The sequence below is a fragment of the Brevibacillus fluminis genome (assembly GCF_003710825.1).
Lineage (GTDB): Bacteria > Bacillota > Bacilli > Brevibacillales > Brevibacillaceae > Brevibacillus_D > Brevibacillus_D fluminis.
Genome location: NZ_RHHQ01000021.1, coordinates 32,744 through 50,964 on the forward strand (window position 1 = coordinate 32,744; position 18,221 = coordinate 50,964).

The 18,221-nt window shown below is 49.2% G+C and carries 15 protein-coding genes; 14 read left to right on the plus strand and 1 reads right to left on the minus strand.

The annotated features are described in order from the left end of the window. The first annotated feature begins 3 nt into the window (after nucleotides 1–3). From EDM56_RS24305 to EDM56_RS24325, 5 genes are all read left to right on the plus strand, one after another. A complete protein-coding gene (locus EDM56_RS24305) occupies nucleotides 4–2,862 on the plus strand; it encodes a lipase/acyltransferase domain-containing protein (protein ID WP_122920527.1) in 2,859 nt (952 codons plus the stop codon). A 22-nt stretch (nucleotides 2,863–2,884) separates the two neighbouring features. After that, nucleotides 2,885–3,160: a hypothetical protein gene (locus tag EDM56_RS24310; RefSeq protein WP_122920528.1), complete on the plus strand. Its 276-nt coding sequence runs from the start codon at nucleotides 2,885–2,887 to the stop codon at nucleotides 3,158–3,160. A gap of 76 nt (nucleotides 3,161–3,236) precedes the next feature. Further along, on the plus strand, nucleotides 3,237–3,548 hold the full coding sequence (locus EDM56_RS24315; RefSeq protein ID WP_122920529.1) for a hypothetical protein: 312 nt from the start codon (nucleotides 3,237–3,239) through the stop codon (nucleotides 3,546–3,548). Nucleotides 3,549–3,713: 165 nt separating this feature from the next. Then, nucleotides 3,714–4,214 carry a YwhD family protein gene (locus EDM56_RS24320; RefSeq protein WP_122920530.1) on the plus strand — a complete coding sequence of 167 codons (501 nt, stop codon included), beginning with the start codon at nucleotides 3,714–3,716 and terminating at the stop codon, nucleotides 4,212–4,214. Between the two features lie 460 nt (nucleotides 4,215–4,674). Further along, nucleotides 4,675–4,935, plus strand: a complete 261-nt coding sequence (locus EDM56_RS24325) for a hypothetical protein (RefSeq protein WP_122920621.1) — start codon at nucleotides 4,675–4,677, stop codon at nucleotides 4,933–4,935. Nucleotides 4,936–5,066: 131 nt separating this feature from the next. Here EDM56_RS24325 and EDM56_RS24330 read toward each other — a convergent pair whose 3' ends face one another. Next, nucleotides 5,067–7,115, minus strand: a complete 2,049-nt coding sequence (locus EDM56_RS24330; RefSeq protein ID WP_122920531.1) for a transglycosylase domain-containing protein — start codon at nucleotides 7,113–7,115, stop codon at nucleotides 5,067–5,069. A 324-nt stretch (nucleotides 7,116–7,439) separates the two neighbouring features. Between EDM56_RS24330 and speE the strand changes: the two genes are divergently transcribed. The 9 genes from speE (at nucleotide 7,440) to EDM56_RS24375 (ending at nucleotide 18,123) form a co-directional block, all read left to right on the plus strand. Further along, complete coding sequence (gene speE, locus EDM56_RS24335) at nucleotides 7,440–8,273, plus strand: polyamine aminopropyltransferase (RefSeq protein WP_122920622.1); 834 nt, start codon at nucleotides 7,440–7,442, stop codon at nucleotides 8,271–8,273. 14 nt (nucleotides 8,274–8,287) lie between these two features. Then, nucleotides 8,288–9,157 carry an agmatinase gene (gene speB, locus EDM56_RS24340; RefSeq protein ID WP_122920532.1) on the plus strand — a complete coding sequence of 290 codons (870 nt, stop codon included), beginning with the start codon at nucleotides 8,288–8,290 and terminating at the stop codon, nucleotides 9,155–9,157. A 160-nt stretch (nucleotides 9,158–9,317) separates the two neighbouring features. Then, nucleotides 9,318–11,333, plus strand: coding sequence for a sigma-54 interaction domain-containing protein (locus EDM56_RS24345; protein WP_122920533.1), 2,016 nt, complete (start codon nucleotides 9,318–9,320; stop codon nucleotides 11,331–11,333). Between the two features lie 169 nt (nucleotides 11,334–11,502). Then, nucleotides 11,503–12,924 (plus strand): YfcC family protein, encoded by a 1,422-nt coding sequence (locus EDM56_RS24350; RefSeq protein ID WP_122920534.1) that lies wholly within the window; start codon nucleotides 11,503–11,505, stop codon nucleotides 12,922–12,924. A 172-nt stretch (nucleotides 12,925–13,096) separates the two neighbouring features. Continuing rightward, a complete protein-coding gene (locus EDM56_RS24355; RefSeq protein ID WP_122920535.1) occupies nucleotides 13,097–14,239 on the plus strand; it encodes a M20 peptidase aminoacylase family protein in 1,143 nt (380 codons plus the stop codon). Between the two features lie 197 nt (nucleotides 14,240–14,436). Next, nucleotides 14,437–15,690, plus strand: coding sequence for an MFS transporter (locus EDM56_RS24360; protein WP_122920536.1), 1,254 nt, complete (start codon nucleotides 14,437–14,439; stop codon nucleotides 15,688–15,690). Between the two features lie 70 nt (nucleotides 15,691–15,760). Then, nucleotides 15,761–16,186: a YwiB family protein gene (locus tag EDM56_RS24365; RefSeq protein WP_122920537.1), complete on the plus strand. Its 426-nt coding sequence runs from the start codon at nucleotides 15,761–15,763 to the stop codon at nucleotides 16,184–16,186. A 41-nt stretch (nucleotides 16,187–16,227) separates the two neighbouring features. Continuing rightward, complete coding sequence (locus tag EDM56_RS24370) at nucleotides 16,228–16,626, plus strand: hypothetical protein (RefSeq protein WP_246009521.1); 399 nt, start codon at nucleotides 16,228–16,230, stop codon at nucleotides 16,624–16,626. Nucleotides 16,627–16,686: 60 nt separating this feature from the next. Beyond that, complete coding sequence (locus tag EDM56_RS24375; RefSeq protein WP_122920538.1) at nucleotides 16,687–18,123, plus strand: sigma-54 interaction domain-containing protein; 1,437 nt, start codon at nucleotides 16,687–16,689, stop codon at nucleotides 18,121–18,123. The last annotated feature ends 98 nt before the right edge of the window (nucleotides 18,124–18,221 follow it).

Below are 18,221 nucleotides of genomic sequence, written 5' to 3' on the forward strand. Positions count from 1 at the left end.
TTCATGGCGAAACTGTTGAAATCGATGATATGGCTGCTTACTCTCGTACTCATCGCCATCCAACCGGTCGCAACTGCAGCTTCTGCAAAATCAAAACAAACAGAAGGGCTGTTTATCAAAGAGAAGGCAGCTTGGATTGAGAATGGGCGGCTTTATGTCCAGGTCGAGCTTGAACGCGAATACCCACGCATTGCGCTAACAGTCTCAACGGGTGAAGAGACAGAGGAGATCAGCTTTGAGGATACTGATCGTGCGGCCATTTTGATCGACACACAAGCGCAATTTGGTCAGGTTCTCTTTTCAATAAAAACTTACGAGGATCAGGAGATGGTCGCCAGTTCGTTACTCCGAATCGCAGACCATGAATCATCGTCTGTGGGGAACTCACTACACCTTCAAGTCGAACAAGCGAATTGGAGTGATCAAACGGAGCTATCGAATACACTTGAACTGGAGTTACTCACGAATGTAGATGCGATGCCACAAGCCATGATTAAAAAGCAGGCTGAGAGGTACGAGAAAGACTGGAAAAAAAGTAAGCAGAAAAACGAGCAGATGCCCGGGAAGACATCCAATCAAGACCGTTATGAAATTGAATCGAACGACACCATGAGTAAAGCGGATTGGATAACGGCGAACCACAGTGGTTATGGAAGGATCGGCAAAGCGGGAGACATAGACTATTGGAAAGTAAAGCTCCCTGAGAGCGGGAATTTCACAGTTTGGCTTGGCGAAATGCCTACCAACCAAAACTACAATGTCTATGTTTACGATGCCGGTGGAAATGAAGTGAAGCGTTCTGAAAACAATGCAAGCATGGATGAGTGGATTGACGGGCTTTCGGGAGAGAGAAACCAATTCTTCTATCTTTTGATAAAAGGTGAGGACGACTCTTTTGACAAGTACGGCTATTATCGATTGAAAATCGACTTTGCAGCGGAAAGTGTTGAAAGCAAGCCGGATGAGTATGAACCGAATGACGAGGCAAAACAGGCAACATTGATTCAATCTGACCAAACCGTGCTTGCCACCATCCATACGTTGAAGGATGTCGATTACTATAAACTATCGTTGGACATGCCTTCCACGATTTATCTCGAATTAAGCGATATTTCCGAGGAAATGGATTTGGATTTGTTTTTGCTTGATTCGACAAAAAAACAGGTAGGCCGGTCGGAAAACCCCAAAAATAAAAATGAAACCATTTCATACAGCGGAAATCCTGGTGATTACTACATAAAGGTGGCAGCCTCGCAAAAGTCAAAACTTTCACACAAGCCATACAAGCTGTCTGTAGGCGCCAAAACCATCCCTGTAATTCTGATCCCTGGGATCGGTGGCTCACAGCTGGCAGTGGATAATGGGAAGGTGACGTGGATCAATGAAGTGGACGTCGCGAGCAACCAGATCATTGAGCGCAACCTTGCCTTGATTCCTGTCTCACCCGGAAGCAATAAGGTCACATCCAAAAATGGCGTAACCATCACCCCTGTTACGGAGGAGTACGGGCTGGATGGAATTGAGAATCTCACTGTCATGTCTAAAATGGGCAATCAGTATCATGATCTGATAAGTGATCTACAGGATGCAGGTTATGAAAAAGGAAAAACGCTCTTTGGTTTCCCTTATGATTGGCGGCTTGATATTCGAGAGCAGCATCCCCTTTTCCAAAGCAAAATCAAGGAGGCCCTGGTTGCATCAGGTGCCCAAAAGGTTCAATTGGTCGCCCATAGCATGGGGGGAATACTGGTCAAAGATTACCTGTTGGCTGATTCGCGGCGTGCGGCACAAATTCACAATGTCATAACGATTGGTACACCTTACCTTGGTGCCGCTGCTGCTTCCAAAGCTTTGATTCAAGGATACAACTTCGGAATTCTGCTTCTTATGCCGCTAACAGGATTTAAAATTGCCGAAAATGCGCCTGCGGTATATCAACTGGCCCCTGGGGACGAATATGAAAGGCAAATGCTCGCCCAATTCAACCGCACAGTTTACGGATATATCGACCGGCTTCAAAAATTCAACCCATTGCCTCTTTCCGAATTGAAAAAAGAGTATCCCAACAAACCGCTTACGGCTTTGGCGCAGAGCCGTAGAGCGGTGTGGGACAATAAATACCCCAATGTTAAGCAAGCTCATATTGTCGGCGACTCGCAAAATACGATTATCGGGTTAAACCGTTGGGGAGAGCTGCCGATCAATCAAAATCCAAGTCTCTATATCGAGTACATTTTTGGCCGCGGCGATGGTACGGTTCCGCTTTTCAGCGCAAATAATCCGGGAAGTACGAAAGCGAACATCTTCTATACAAAAACAGATGGGCACATGGAACTTTTAAAAGAAGCGCCTGTCCGAAAACAAGTGATGAGCCTTTTACGAGGAAATGAAGGAACGGTCGCAGGAATCCAAAAAACGCCGCACAATGTAAAGCAGCAGAGCTTGACTGCATATTCGTTCACAGGCGATAAGAGCGATTTCCGCGAATTGCAGCTTCATATTCGAAATAAGGAAAATGATCAGGTAGAACTGGTCCAGTTTACTGCAGAAGGCGATTTGGACCGTGAGCAGTCCACGAAAAACTATCTGCTAGAAGATGCGGTGGGTAGTGGAGAACGTTATAACCTCCAAATTATTGTCGAGACAAAAGCTGATCTCGAAATCATCGTGGATGACGGCAGAGAGAACGGGTTGTCTATTTCTTCCTATGACAGTAAAGATGGCCGAACTGCCAATCAATTGCTCCTGAAACAAGCTGGAATGAAGTCACCACAAAAGATAACGATTGAACATAATCGAAGCCAGCGAAACGTAAAGGCGGACGGAAAGGCACTGAAAATAATGCCGCTTCAATTTGACTGAAGGGTATGGGGAGAGGGGAGCAATGGCGAAAAAATTGGGAGTTTTGGCGATGAATCTGGTCCTCTTGCTTAATGGGTTGATTCTTTGGGCAGTCACGTCCATTACGATCACGGGAAAGTCGTCTATCGATCCATTGCCGGGGGTTGCTGCCTTCTTTTTCTATGCGATCACGACGATCGGCGCGAATTACCTGTTATTTCGAATGGCGGGAGTAAAAGCAAGAAAAGATGCCTTCACATTCTCACTATTCATGGTTGGGGGTGTGGCATTCCTCATGGCCATTACCCACCTCATGTAGATCTTAGGAGATTGAATAGAATGAAATCTGCTGCGAACAACCGCTGTTTCTCGATGCAGCATAAGTGGGGGGAAGCATGAATCGCTCATCAAAGCGCATCGTTCTGGCCATCGTATGGTATCTTTTTCTTTCCTTAGTCGGGTATTGGTTTATCGGCGTGTATCAGATCATCCCATTGCAGTCAGGATTTGAAACAAGAGAAGAAGTGATTGCGACGTTGGTGACCCACATCCTCTTCGCCGATTATGCGTTTTCCTGTTACTTTCTCGGCTGGTTTCTTCTTTGCAGAAAGGACGACAGTCTGAAGGTATTCGTTTACACGCTGGCGACAATCCTGGTAGTGAGCATGTACATTGTTGCGATGAAAGTATCGACGCAAACAGGCTGACACACCAAGGGCGACATCCTTAATCCAACCCCAACCGCTTTCATCCTCATACCTGTCTGTTCCACCTAAAAATTGCACATCCTCTGCTCTTCACGGTACAATAGTAGTAATGAAAGATCCGGTACAAAAAGTGTTACCGATAAGGATAGAGGGGTGTGTGAAAAAGTGGATCTGTTCGACAACAAAAAGAACTCGGGCTTTACAATCCTCAGCGGAAAAACGGATGTCCACGGCGGATTCGGGCAGGGAGTACTGGACCTGAATGCCGTGTCGTCGGTAATCATTGACGGCGAGGAAGCTTATATCGACATGGGGGCGCTGCATGCGAAAAGCGTCGTTGAAAAAGGAATCAAATGGACAACGAACAAAGAAGAAGTGCCAAATGGCAAGCCGTACTGGCTCGTTTGGGTGACGGTTGACCGCAAAGAAGCCGGGCCGTATTACGCAGGCGCGACTGCTTGTTACATGGAAATCGACCGGGAAGCTCGCCGCGGCTACAAACTGCTCGTCGACCATGTCAATCGAATGGACTACTCGATGAAGCGCCGCATCATGCTGAGTGAGCTGGATGATACCAGCAAGAAAGCCCTGAAGAAACTTTTGATCGATAATAATGAGACGATGTGGCAAAATTCCTCTGACGAATTGAAGGAAGCTCTTGCTTAACAAAAAGTCAAGAATCAAGCCGATTCGTACAATAAAATTGAACGCTATGTGAACAAACGGTGAAATCAATTGTACGAGGCTTCCAACTCAGGTAAACTTATGTTTACAACTGCATACATGTTATACTAGGTCAGCAAACAGGGAAAGAAACCGTCATCTTTCCCTGTTTGTCTTTATTATGGTTGTAAAAGTAAGCGCTTACTATTCGACTTGAAAGCGGTTTCTACTGGAAAAAGACTTTTCAGTAATGAGTAAGAGGGGATTACGGCACACTACTTCTGTATGAGCGAATGATGCTACAAAAACGGTCATGACCGTTTTTCCCCTCTCATCGGGGGACAAAAGTGCTGACCGCAAGCGGTCTCATTCAATCTAATGAAAAACGTCGAGACGTTTTTCAGAAAAAAAGGAGTGTCATGCCTTGGAAACGTATAACCAAATTCCGGATCAGGAGCAGTCTATCCAGTCGGCAGGAAATGCTGCAAACGATAACTTTGCGAGACATGGCGGTGTCCATTTCCGCAATAATGCGTCTGCGCAAGAAATCAACAACTATATACGGAAGCTGCCAGCAGGGAAGCGGGAAAGCCTGTTTGAGGTACTCGATCAGTTGGATCAGGCTGGTTTGATTACGGTCCTCAATGACCATGTTTTCACAGACGGAAACGGCGTAATCGGCGGAGACACGGGGAACGATCGAGGTCAAAGCGAACAAGCGTGAAACAATGTAGCTGCTGGGCGCGAATCAACTCCGATTCAAGCCAAATTACTGCAAAAAAATAAAACCGTCAGCTCGATCTGCTGACGGTTTTTTACAATCAATGGCTTAGCTAAATGCTTATCCAACAATGATTAGGGAGACCACAAACCTCTGACGCGCTGCCATACCGATGTTCCTTCCGGGGGCTTAATCGGTTTCGGCTTTTCATTCGGGTTGGGCAAATGGTCTGTGCAATAATCTTGTGGTTCTGATCCGAGTGCAAAGTACACCAGTTTTGGTGCCGGGCAATGCTCGGTAGCGAGTTTGCCTGTTTCCATGTCCACGTAAACCGAAGTGACCCTAGCGGGTATATCAAAGAGGGCAGGTGGTTGCTCCTTTAAGGCGCTTTCCATGTAATCCGCCCAGATCGGAGCGGCTACGCGGGCGTCCTTAATCGGATCAATTTTTTTTCCTTCATCGTACCCGACCCAGACCGTTGTAACCAGCTGCGGCGAAAAGCCGACAAGCCAGGAATCATAATCTGTTGAACCGGTTTTCCCGGCAACCGGCCGATTTAACATGTTGGCGACACGATAAGCGGTGCCTTGCTGTTCAAATACACTCTGCATCATGTGCGTCAAAATAAATGTGGAAGCAGGATCGACGATTGGGGTCTTGGCCGCAGTCTCTTCGACCAGCACCGTTCCTTGGTTGTCTTCAATTTTGGTGATGGCCGTCAACGGAATCTTTTCACCGTTATTCGCCAACACGGTATAGGCACCTGTCATCTCAAATGGAGAGACGGGCGATGTGCCCAAAGCTAGTGAAGGAACAGCTTGCAAAGGGCTTGTAATCCCCAACAGGCGAGCCTCGTCGACGACTTTTTGCGGGGTGATCTGCTCAATGGTTTTCACCGCATAAATATTGTCTGACGTTGCGATTGCTTGCTGCATGGGAATAAAAGCATTGGCATAATGATCGCCAAAATTGCTCGGAATGTACTCTTTGCCGTTGTCATACTTGAATACGGTCGGTTCGCTTTTCATCAAGGTCAGCGGTGTGAACCCGTTTTGCAAAGCAGCTAAATACAGAATCGGTTTGAACGAAGAGCCGGGCTGCCGCAGGCTGAACACTCTGTCATACTGGCTTTTTGCATAGTCACGACCGCCGACATACGCTTTGATTTTACCGGTAGAGGGTTCTACGGAAAGAAGGGCTGCTTGCAGGTCGGCATTTTCTTTCGGCAAATGCTTGGCGAACGATTCCTCAGCTTTTTTCTGCATGTTGTAATCTAGGGTCGTGTAAATTTTCAAGCCGCCATGTAGAAATTGATCTTCATCAATCCCGTATTTGCTTTTTACCAATTCGGCGATGTAATCGCGGAAATAAGGTGCACTCAGGACCTGCCGCTGGGAGCCTTTGTCGCGGAACACCAGATTCTCATGGTAAGCGGCTTCTGCCTGTTCAGCGGTGATGACGCCATCTGCCTGCATGGCTTGCAGGATCAGTTTTTGCCGCGTTTTGACTTTGTCCATGTGTTTGTATGGATTATAAATCGATGGACCTTTTGGGAAGCCCGCCATCGCAGCGCTTTCTGCCAGCGTCAGCTTGTCGGCATTTTTGCCAAAATACGTTTGGGCAGCGGCTTGCGCTCCGTATGCGGATTCTCCGTAATAAATCTGGTTCATGTACATCTCAAGAATTTCTTCCTTGCTGTAGTTCAGCTCCAGCTGTGCAGCGAGGATCGCTTCCTTGATTTTTCGTTCCCACGTTTTATCCATGGTCAAATACAGATTGCGAGCAAGCTGCTGCGTGATCGTACTCGCGCCCTGAACTTTGTCCATGCTGGTGACGTTGATGTAGGCGACTTTTGCAAGACGCTTGAGGTCGAAGCCGTAATGTTCGTAAAAACCTTTGTCTTCGATGGCGATCGTGGCTTGCACCAGGGATGGGGCGATTTTGGACAAAGGCACGACCACCCGATTCTCTCCTTGGTGGAGCGTATCGAGCACTTCACCACCTTGGGCGTAAATGGTTGTCGTTTGGTTGATTGTGGCCGCAGGTAGCGGTTGTGAGCGAAGATAGAGAATAAACAGCAATAAGACAAAAGAGGCGCACAAAACCAGAAAAATCCCCAGCTTGATCAGCCGTTTCACTCGGCGGAGCATGCGGATTAACGAGGACTCGCGAATAACCTCCATAGGTCGTTTTCCCCCTCTCGATGTGGATGGGATCATTTTTTGGGTCATGCGTGGGTTGCTCGCATAACGGACATACTAAGCCGAAAACCTTTTACATAGCAGTATGGGTAAAACTAGCAATTGTTATACTTGTCCGATCACTTCTGACAGGCTCGGGAGACGTATGGCTTCGCGGTTTCTGTACGCAGAAAATTTACTTGCAATTTGGATGGTAGCCACTATAATTCAATTTGATGTGAAGAAACCCAAAAACCCTAAAGTTCCGGGCAAAACCATCAAAGAATGTTTGGTTTTTATCTAAAGGAGGTTTGGTGTTGTATGAAAATGGAATTGTGGTATACCGAAAAGCAAACAGAGGACTTTGGCATTACGGCCAAGATCAGCGAGACATTATATAGTGAGCAAACTGAATTTCAGCAACTTGATATTATTCAAACAAACCAATTCGGACGCATGCTGGTGCTTGACGGCTGTGTTATGACAACCGATCTGGATGAGTTCGTGTACCATGAAATGATCACGCATGTTGCACTCAACACCCATCCAAACCCGAAAAAAGTTCTGGTAGTAGGCGGTGGCGACGGCGGAGCGATCCGTGAGATCGTGAAACATGCTTCTGTCGAAAAAGCAGTTTTGGCTGAAATCGACGGCGGCGTAATCGAGCACAGCAAAACCTACTTCCCACAAATCGCTTGCGAATTGACTGGCAATCCGCGTGTTGATGTTCAAGTCATCGACGGCATCAAGCATATCCACGATCACAAAGGCGAATACGATGTGATCATGGTTGACTCCACTGACCCGGTTGGACCGGCAGTCGGCTTGTTCGAAAAAGGTTTCTACCAAGGCATCTACGACGCACTCAAACCTGATGGCATCCTGGTTGCGCAAACCGAATCTCCTTGGTTCCACAAAGAACTGATCAGCCGTGTGTTCAAAGATCTGAAATCGATCTTCCCAATCACGCGTCTGTACACAGTGAGCATTCCAACTTACCCATCCGGCCTGTGGAGCTTCACCATTGCTTCCAAAAAACATGATCCGTTGGAAGTGGATGCAAGCAAAATCAAAGATCTGGATACGAAATACTACTCGGCTGACATCCATCACTCCGTCTTCAAGCTGCCGAAATTCGTAGCTGATCTGACTCGCGAATAGGAGGAAACCACTACATGCGTTTTGATGAAGCATACTCTGGCAACGTATTTATTCGCAGTCATGCCAACTATGAAGAAAGCCAAGCAGTAATCTACGGAATGCCGATGGACTGGACCGTCAGCTTCCGTCCGGGCTCCCGTTTCGGCCCTGCCCGCATTCGTGAAGTATCGATCGGTCTGGAAGAATACAGCCCGTATTTGGATCGTCTTCTGGAAGAAGTGAAATATTTTGATGCTGGCGACATTCCACTGCCATTCGGTAACGTGGAAGGTAGCATCGATGCAATCCGTTCTTTTGTAAGCCAAGTGCTTGCTGATGGCAAAATGCCGATCGGTTTAGGTGGGGAGCATCTGGTCACATGGCCAGTCATTCAGGCTGTGTATGAAAAATACAAAGACCTGGTGATCTTCCACTTTGATGCGCATACCGACCTGCGCGACAGCTATGAGGGGTATCCGTACTCGCACTCCACGCCGATCAAGAAAGCGTGCAACCTGATCGGTGGCAAAAATGTCTATTCCTTCGGTATCCGCAGCGGGATGAAGGAAGAATTTGAGTGGGCTAAGGAAAACATGCACCTCTACAAATACGATGTGCTGGAGCCGGTGAAGCAAGTCCTGCCGACAATCGGCAACCGTCCGATCTACTTGACGATCGACATCGATGTGCTTGATCCATCCGCAGCGCCTGGTACGGGAACGACTGAAGCGGGCGGCATCACGTCCCGCGAACTGCTGGATACCATCCATTTCATGGCGCAAAACGGCGCAAACGTGATTGGCTGCGATCTGGTGGAAGTGGCTCCGGTTTATGACAGCAGTGAAATGACACAGATCGTCGCATCCAAAATGGTGCGCGAACTGATTCTCGGATTCGTTAAATAAAGGCCGTTTTCGAAAAGAAAAGCGGTGTGCTTTATAAGAAAATGCTCGGGGAATAATCCTCGAGCATTTTTTTGTTTCATCATCCCCAATGAAAACGACGGATGGGGGACTATCGTTATGCTATCATGGTATCAACTGTTTTTCGCAAAGGCGGTGCATCATGGAAAACACCATTGTCGTGATAGCAAAAGGCTTGGATACATTGGAATTTTTGTTGAAGGAGCTGCGGGCGTATTTTGAGCCGTATTGCCGGGTGGTCGGCTATGCCAGCCACGCGACCATTCCTGATTTGAGCAACGTCTCCCATATTTTCCTCACGACCAAATTACCGGAGTTATATACCGCTGCCCGCAAAGTTGGAGCTCCTGAGGCCGCGATCACGGTATTGAATCGTTTCTTTGAGCTACGCAAAATGAAGGCATTGATGCAAATACCTCCAGGCACCACCGTGCCGGTCATGAACAATACGCCAGTCTCTGCGCAGGAAGTCATTCAAAATTTACTCGAGGCGAATGTTGACCATTTGCATTATATTCCGTTTTACCCTGGCAGTACGTTTGACGTACTCCAATTCAAGTACGTCATCATCATGGGCAATTCGGATGTGCCGCTTCCCTCGGATGTGGAAGTAATCGACCTGGGATTCCGAAAGATCAATATCCATGATTTGATCGATGTCGGGCGCAAGGTAGGCGTACCGATCGAGCGTGAACGAGAATACTTGTCCGCGTTCATCGTGGAAATGTCCGAATTGGCGAAAATGCTCGGCACCTCCTACGCGGAGGTCCAAAAGCTGAACAGCCAGCTTCAATCCACGTTCCAGGCCGTCAAAGATCCGGTTATCGCCTGCAATGAGCAAGGTGTGATCACGTTCATTAACGACGTGGCGGTTGAGCTTTTTTGCCCGCACGAATCGGCGATTGTCGGTAGGCCATACACGTTGCTGAAGGAACATGGGCTGCTGGAGCCTTTTTTTGAACAAGTGGATCAAGAGGACATGCTTGTCACCATCGAGCAAAAGCAATTCATCTTGAGCGGCCAGATCATCCGACGCAAATACGAACCTTTGGGTTTTGTCTGCACGTTGAAGGACGTTACGGAAATCCAGCGTCTACGAACTCAGCTCGCTTTGCGCGGTCATACCGCGACCTATTCTTTTTCCGACATCAAGGGCGAAAGTCAGCCGCTGAAGGAAGCGATCGAACTTAGCAAAAAGATGGCGAAAAACAACCAGACCATTTTGCTGACAGGGGAAAATGGAACGGGAAAAGAGCTGTTCGCTCATGCTATCCACCAGCACTCGCTGCGTAAAAACGGACCTTTTGTCGCGATCAACTGTGCATCCTTACCGGAGAACTTGCTGGAAAGCGAGTTATTTGGGTATGAAGACGGGGCTTTTACAGGTGCGCGCAAAGGGGGGAAGCCCGGCTTGTTTGAGCAGGCTGAAGGCGGCACGATTTTCCTCGACGAGGTCGGTGACATTTCGCCCGCCATCCAGGTGAAGCTGCTGCGCGTCCTTCAGGAAAAGCAGGTGATTCGCGTTGGCGGGACAGGGGTTCTCGCGGTAGATTGCCGTGTTGTAGCGGCGACTAACCGCAATTTAGAAGAGGCTGTGGAGCGAGGCGAATTCCGGGAGGACTTGTTTTATCGATTGGCTGTTTTGCCGATTCACATACCTGCCTTGCGTGAAAGGGTAACGGATATTCCGCTTTTGATCGAGAACCATCTGATGCAGCAAGGGATTCGTAAGACGTGGTCGAAAGAAGTGCTTGAGTTGTTTTTCCGCCATGATTGGCGTGGCAACATCCGCGAGCTGAAAAACGTCGTCGATTACGCCGTCACGGTAAGCGAGCAGCCTATTATCGGAAGCAGCGATTTGCCTAAGCGTTTGACGGATCGTCTAGCTCATAAGCAGAAGGCTACAGTAGTCGAGACGATGGAAGAGGAACGGGATTTGGATATCCTCTACTGTTTGTATCAAGCCAACAAGCCGCTGGGACGCTATCAGTTGGCGCGTTTGCCAGCTTTGCGATCAATCGGTTGGACGGAAAGTGCGATACGTCACAAGCTTAAACAGCTAGAGCTGGTTGGTTTGGTTCGTTCGGGTACGACACGGCAAGGCACAACCATTACGAGGGCGGGTATCGAGACATTGCAAAAAGGCGGACGAATTTAGTACTTATTAGGCTGTATTAGGTTGCGCAAAAACCTATTAATGATCCCTAAACGTTGTCCGTCAACGATGGCCATAAAGCAAAAAACCTTGTAATTACGCGTTTTTTCGCGAAATTTCGACAGTTGGCACAAACCTTGCTTTAATAAGGTGAAAAAAGCGAGGTGACCTCATGGCAACACAACATTCATCCAGACAAGCTCTACCTGCCAAGAAGCGTTTTTCTGTGCCACATACGTACGCCATCCTCTTTATCATTATTATTTTGGCGGCACTGGCCTCTTATGTTCTCCCTACTGGCGAGTTTGAGCGTGTCAAAGACGCAGCCTCCGGCAAGACCATCGTCGTAAATGGAAGCTATCATGCAGTAGAGAGCAGTCCAGTCGGATTTTTCGACATGTTTAAAGCGATTCCAGAAGGGATGCAAAAAGGGTCTCAAATCATTTTCTACATCTTCATCGTCAGCGGTGTTTTCGGAATCATCCGTCAAACTGGAGCGATTGAGGCCGGAATCAACAAAGGGGTCCGGCATTTGGAGGGCAGGGAGAAGCTACTGATCCCGGCATCCATGTTCCTCTTTTCCATCGGTGGTTTCACGATGGGGATGGCGGAAGAAAGTATCATTTTCGTGCCGATCGGGATTGCGCTGGCACGCGCCATGGGATTCGATGCCGTTACCGGAACTGCAATGATTACGATGGGGGCGGCGGCAGGCTTCATGGGCGGAATGATCAATCCGTTCACGGTTGGCGTCGCGCAGTCGCTTGCGCAATTGCCACTATTCTCCGGGCTGGGCTTCCGCGCTGTCGTTTATGTCTGTGTCCTGGCTTTTGCGATTTGGTATGTCATGCGGTATGCGAACCGCGTCAAAGCAGATCCGACAAAAAGCGTGATTTATGCGATTGAAAAACAAGAAAGCGCCGAAAAAGTGGACGTGGATATCCCGGATTTGAATATTCGCCACAAGCTTGTCTTTTTGGTCATGATCTGCGGCATGGCGTTCAACGTATACGGCGTCTTCAAGTACGAATGGTTTCTGACCGAGCTTACAGCTTCCTTCCTGGTCATGGGGCTGATCGCGGGCCTCGCCGGCGGCTTGTCGGTCAATACCTTGTTTGATTCATTCGTTTCCGGCGCTAAAGCGGTTACATTCGGCGCCTTGATCGTTGGTTTTGCCCGCGCGATTACCGTCGTGCTCGAAGACGGTAAAATCATCGACACGATGATCAGCGTCCTCACTTCCGCAATCGGCCATTTGCCGGATGCGATCAATGTGCTGGCGATGTTCCTGATTCAAGCGGTGCTGAACCTCTTCATATCGTCCGGAAGTGGACAAGCGGCCACAACCATGCCGATCATGGTGCCGATTTCAGACTTGTTGGGCATTCAGCGTCAAGTGGCCGTGCTTGCTTTCCAGTATGGCGATGCCGTGACCAACTCCATTATCCCAACGTCCTCTGCGTTGATGGGCTATCTGGCAGTTGCGGGCATACCTTATGAAAAATGGGTCAAGTTTATTTGGAAGCTGTTGCTGGGGTGGGCATTGATCGCCGCCGTCGCTTTAATTGTGGCTGTGACGATCGGCATTTCCTAGCGAATTGGCTTTATAAAACAGGCTGCGTCAAGATTTTTGGCGTAGCTCTTCGCTTTATACAGATAAGAATTTATAAAATTCTTATCCAGTATAAGTGCAACCGCGGCTCCGCCAAAAAGCATGGCGTAGCCAGGTTTTCTAATCGAATGACAAACCGATGGAGGTACGAATGATGCGCACAACGATCGAGCAATTGAAGCCAGCTATTTTTTCCCTCTATGAGCATCTGCATCAAAATCCGGAAGTGAGCTGGCAAGAGGAGAAGACGACCGCTTTCATCGCGGACTTGTTGGAGAAGCATCAGTGTCGTGTCACGACCTTTGACGATGTGACCGGCGTCGTAGCCGAATGGGGCGATTTGACACCGGGGAAGCTGACGGTCGGGGTACGCGCAGACATGGATGCCCTCTGGCAAGAGGTGGACGGTGTTTTTCAAGCCAATCACTCATGCGGACACGATGCCCACATGACAATGGCGTTGGGTGTCCTGATGGTTTTGCAGGCACAGGGTGTCAAGCTGCCGGGACGACTCAAGCTCATTTTCCAGCCGGCAGAAGAAAGCGGGAGTGGGGCCCTTGCGATGGTAAAGAAGCAAGTAGTCGACGACATTGATTTCTTGTACGGGGTCCATTTGCGTCCGGTGCAGGAAATTCCCCACGGCACAGCAGCTTCTGCCATCATGCACGGTGCGGGGGGCACCATTTTCGGGCAAATCAAAGGGGGCGATGCTCACGGCGCGCGCCCGCATCTCGGTGTCAATGCCATCGAGGTGGCAGCCACGATCGTCGAGCAGCTCAAAGGTATTCACTTAGATCCGCTTGTGCCCTACTCAGTAAAAATGACCCAGCTTTCCGCTGGCAGTAAAAGCAGTAACATCATTCCCGGCTCCGCGCAATTCCACTTGGATTTGCGGGCGCAGACGAATGAAATCATCGAAGCTTTGGTCGCCAAGGTTGAGCACATTTTGCAACATGTGGGCCGCTTATACGAGACAGACTTGTCTTACGAAATCACCGAGATGGTATACGCGGCAGAGGTGAATGAAGAAGCGCGGAAGATCATGGCTGAAGCGATTATCGAAGCGTTGGGGGCAGAAAAGCTCGAACCGCCGATTCTGACGCCTGGCGCTGAAGATTTCCACTATTACACCAAAGAACGTCCTCAGCTACGGGCGACGATGCTCGGGCTGGGCTGCGGGCTGGCACCTGGGCTGCATCATCCGCACATGACGTTTGAAAAAGAAGCGCTGCTTGATGGTATCGAAATTTTAGCGCGAACGGTTCTTAATACCTTTAACCAACACGCAGACAAGTGATCAAACTGCTAGAGAGTCCTGTAAAAAGGGCTCTCTTTTTTGGCCATGTGAAGCTACATTGATTCCGTCAGAAACAGTCTCGCGATCCTTTGCTTCCCTATTGGAGAATCTCTTGAAACTTTATAAACATTTATGTTTACAAAGTATTATTTTTCAACTATCATAGTTGCAGGAACTTTTTGGATGGGGGAATTACCGTGAAAGAGGTATTCGGCAACCGCAATTTTCGCAAGCTGTTTTTTGCCAATTTGTTTTCCGGATTCGGCCAGGGGATGAGCATGATCGGGATATCCTGGTACTTGGTGGAAACAACGGGTTCAGCCCAGCTGTTAGGCTCTACGATGCTGATTTCGGCCGTGCTGATGTTTTTTGTTGGCCCGTATTTGGGGACGCTGATCGATCGGTTTTCACGGAAAAATATCTTGCTGATTGAAAACATCTTCGGCTTTGCTGTACTGATCATACTTGGCGTCTGGGGATTTTTTGCTCCGTTTGGCGAATGGATGCTGATCCTCATCTATATGATGACCGGCCTGATCTTCCAGGTGCATTATCCGGCCCAGTCGGCATTGGTTCAGGAAGGCTTCGCGTCGAAGCATTATAATGACATCAATAGTTTGCTCGAAATTGAATCCCAGACTGCTAGCATGCTGGCAGGAGGATTTGCCGGGATCATTTTGAGTAAATTGGGTCTGCATTACGTCCTGATATTCAATGCGCTGACATATTTGTTCGCATACCTGCAATTGGTGCGGATGGAGTACACGTTTACGCTCGCCAAACAGGCCTCGTCCAACGCAGGCGTTTCTTGGTTTACGCAATTTTCGCAAAGCTGGGAATTCATCCGGGAGAGAAGGGGTTTCCTACTCTTCGGGATCACCGCGCAGCTTCCGTTCATATCGGTTATGGCAGGCAACTTGCTAGCTCCGGTATTCGTTAACCAGACGTTGAGGGCTGATGTTCTCGTATATTCTTTGAGCGACTTGACCTATGCGGTCGGCGCAGTGGCGGCGGGATTTTTGATCATGTCGATCGCGCGCAGGCTGGGTGAGTATGCATCGATGGTAGGAATGGTATTTTTCTTTGCGCTCATTTATTTTCTGATTGTTGCCATTCCGACCGGCTGGGCGTACATCATCCTCGCTACGTTTGTCGGCTGGAGCAACGCGGCGACCCGGCTGATTCGCCAATCGGTTTATATGCTTGCGGTGCCGAAGCATTTGATGGGGCGAGTGCTGAGCTTTATGAATTCGCTTGGCATGCTCATGCGGCTGCTCTTGATCGGGTTGTTCACGTGGATGCTGGATCTGACCGGAGCGGCGACGGGATACCTCATTCTGGGCATTTTGCTACTGGTTGCGGGTATTGGGATTATGGCATCGATGCGGAAGGTATCCCAGCAGGTTTCTACCAATCAAGAGGACACATCGGCGATTGCTGAGCAAAGCTGAGCTTTTTTTCACGGGTTGATTTCGTTACAATCAAAGGAAGAACGAAAAAAGTGAGGCAGCTGAAGCAAAAATGAAAGAAAACGTAGCTATTCGACTTACCACGATCCACAAACTTGACGGACAAAAAGAGAAATCGCAATACGAATATGCCGGCATCGGCGTGAAAAAAGCAGGCGGCTGGTTTTTCTCCTATAAAGAGCAGCTGGATGAAGGGGTATCCGTACAAACCGTCATCAAGATTAGCGAGGACGACGTGACCTTGCTGCGGCAGGGCGGTGTACAGATGAAGCAGGTTTTCAAAGCGGGCGAGCAGAACCAAAGCATCTATCAGAGCCCTTATATGAGCTTTGCGATGGAGACGGGAACGAAAAGCCTGCACATCGAGCAAGAAAACGCGCGCCCTGCAAGCGTCCGCATCCAGTACCGCTTGTGGATGAACGGACAGGAAACTGGGGAATACGACCTCCAGCTGTCATTTGCTTGGTATGAAAAGTGAAAAGGGAATAAGGAATAGAAATGAAGGAGGTGCCCCATTCGATGGTCATGTTCTATCTGATCAATGGCTTAGCATCCGGAATGATTTTAGCCGCTTTTCTCGCCTTGTGTGATTCCTTGTTTGCAACCAATGCGTTCCAGGTTTTGATCGATGTCAGCTATGTGCCTCAATTGGCCGGGCTACCGTCGATTGTGGAACTGATCATTCATCTGATTATTTCCATTGTTGTTGCAGTCGCATTGCTGGTCTTTTATCCACGCAAAGCGGAACGTTCGCCAATTCGCTATTTGGCGATCTGGTTTGGTGTGTTTTTATTGCTTTATTTTCCGTTCAGCCTGTTGAGTGAACAACCGTTGACGATAACGGGTTTTCTCGTATGGGGAGTGGGACACCTTCTCTACATCGTTTATCTGGCCTACCAGAAGTACAAACATCAATAGCGCCGGATATTCGGCATATGTGACAAAATGTTGGCAGCATGGAAGAGGAGGAATGACAGCATGCCGATGTCGGAAACAGTGGAGATGCTCCAAGCGATTTTGGGGACGATCGATGAAGGGATTCATGTCGTAGATGCGAGCGGCATCACGATTTTTTATAACCATGTGGCTGCCTCCCTAGATGGTCTCACACAGGAAGAGGTTCTCGGAAAGCCCCTTCTCGACGTATTTCCCTCACTGGATCAGCAAACGAGCACGCTCTTGCGCGTCATTGAAAACGGCCAGCCGATCCTCAATCAGCCGCAAACCTACACAAACTGGCGTGGAGTACGCGTGGAAACGATCAATACGACATTGCCTGTGCGAGTCGGGAAACGGCTGGTGGGCGCGGTTGAGGTAGCCAAAGACATACGCAAGCTGAGGGAGTTGTCCGAGCGCCTCATCGATCTGCAGGCCCAGATTGCAAAGCCGAAGCGGACAAAACAGTCGGAAGCCGATGGCCTCATCTATCATTTCGAGGACATCATTACGGGCAGCGAGCCCATGCATAAGCTGATCGAGCGGGGAAAACGGGCGGCCCGGACTTCATCGCCCGTGCTGGTCTACGGCGAAACAGGAACGGGGAAAGAGCTGTTCGTTCAATCAATCCACCAAGCATCAGGCCGCAGCGGGCGCCCATTTATCGCGCAAAACTGTGCGGCGCTCCCGGCTTCTCTTTTGGAAAGCATTCTATTCGGTACAACCAAGGGAAGCTTTACGGGAGCAGACGACCGACCGGGATTGTTTGAATTGGCGAATGGTGGCACGCTTTTTCTCGACGAGCTGAACAGCATGCCGCTGGAGCTGCAGGCCAAGCTGTTGCGCGTGCTTCAGGATGGACATATCAGGCGAATCGGCAGCGAACGCTCGGTGCAGGTGGACGTCCGGGTGATTGCAGCCGTGAACGAACCGCCGCTTGAGTCGGTCAAAAAAGGCGCAATGCGGGCTGACTTGTTCTACCGGCTCAATGTCGTATCGCTTGAGCTGCCGCCATTGCGGGAGCGTCGGGAAGATATCGACTTGCTCGCCGGCCATTTTATCGAAAAATACAACCGGCGTTTCGGCATGCAGGTGCAAGGGATCGATACCGCTGTGCAGAAACGATTCCATTCGTATGGCTGGCCTGGCAATGTGCGGGAGCTGGAGCATGTGATCGAAGCGGCGATGAACATGGTCGACGGCACGATCATTGCGGCTGAGCACATCCCAGCCCATTTATGGGAGCGCACCAGTCTCGACTCGCATAAAGAAGGCATGGAGCAGATTGCATTGCCACTGCCGCCGCAAGAAGATGGGGCGTGGAAGCTGCCAGAGGTGCTGCGCAAAACAGAATCCGTGCTGATCGAAAAAGCGATGAGCTCGACGGGCGGCAACATTTTGCAGGCGGCCAAACTATTGGGGATCCCGAGACAGACTCTCCAGTATAAATTGGCGAACTTGGGCGGGCTACGTCATTGAGGGGTGCCGGAAATCCGGCACAATCTTTGTAAGCGAATTCATGACCGATCGTGAAAAACCGCATTACAGCAGTGTTTCGAATTTTTAGATTACGTTGG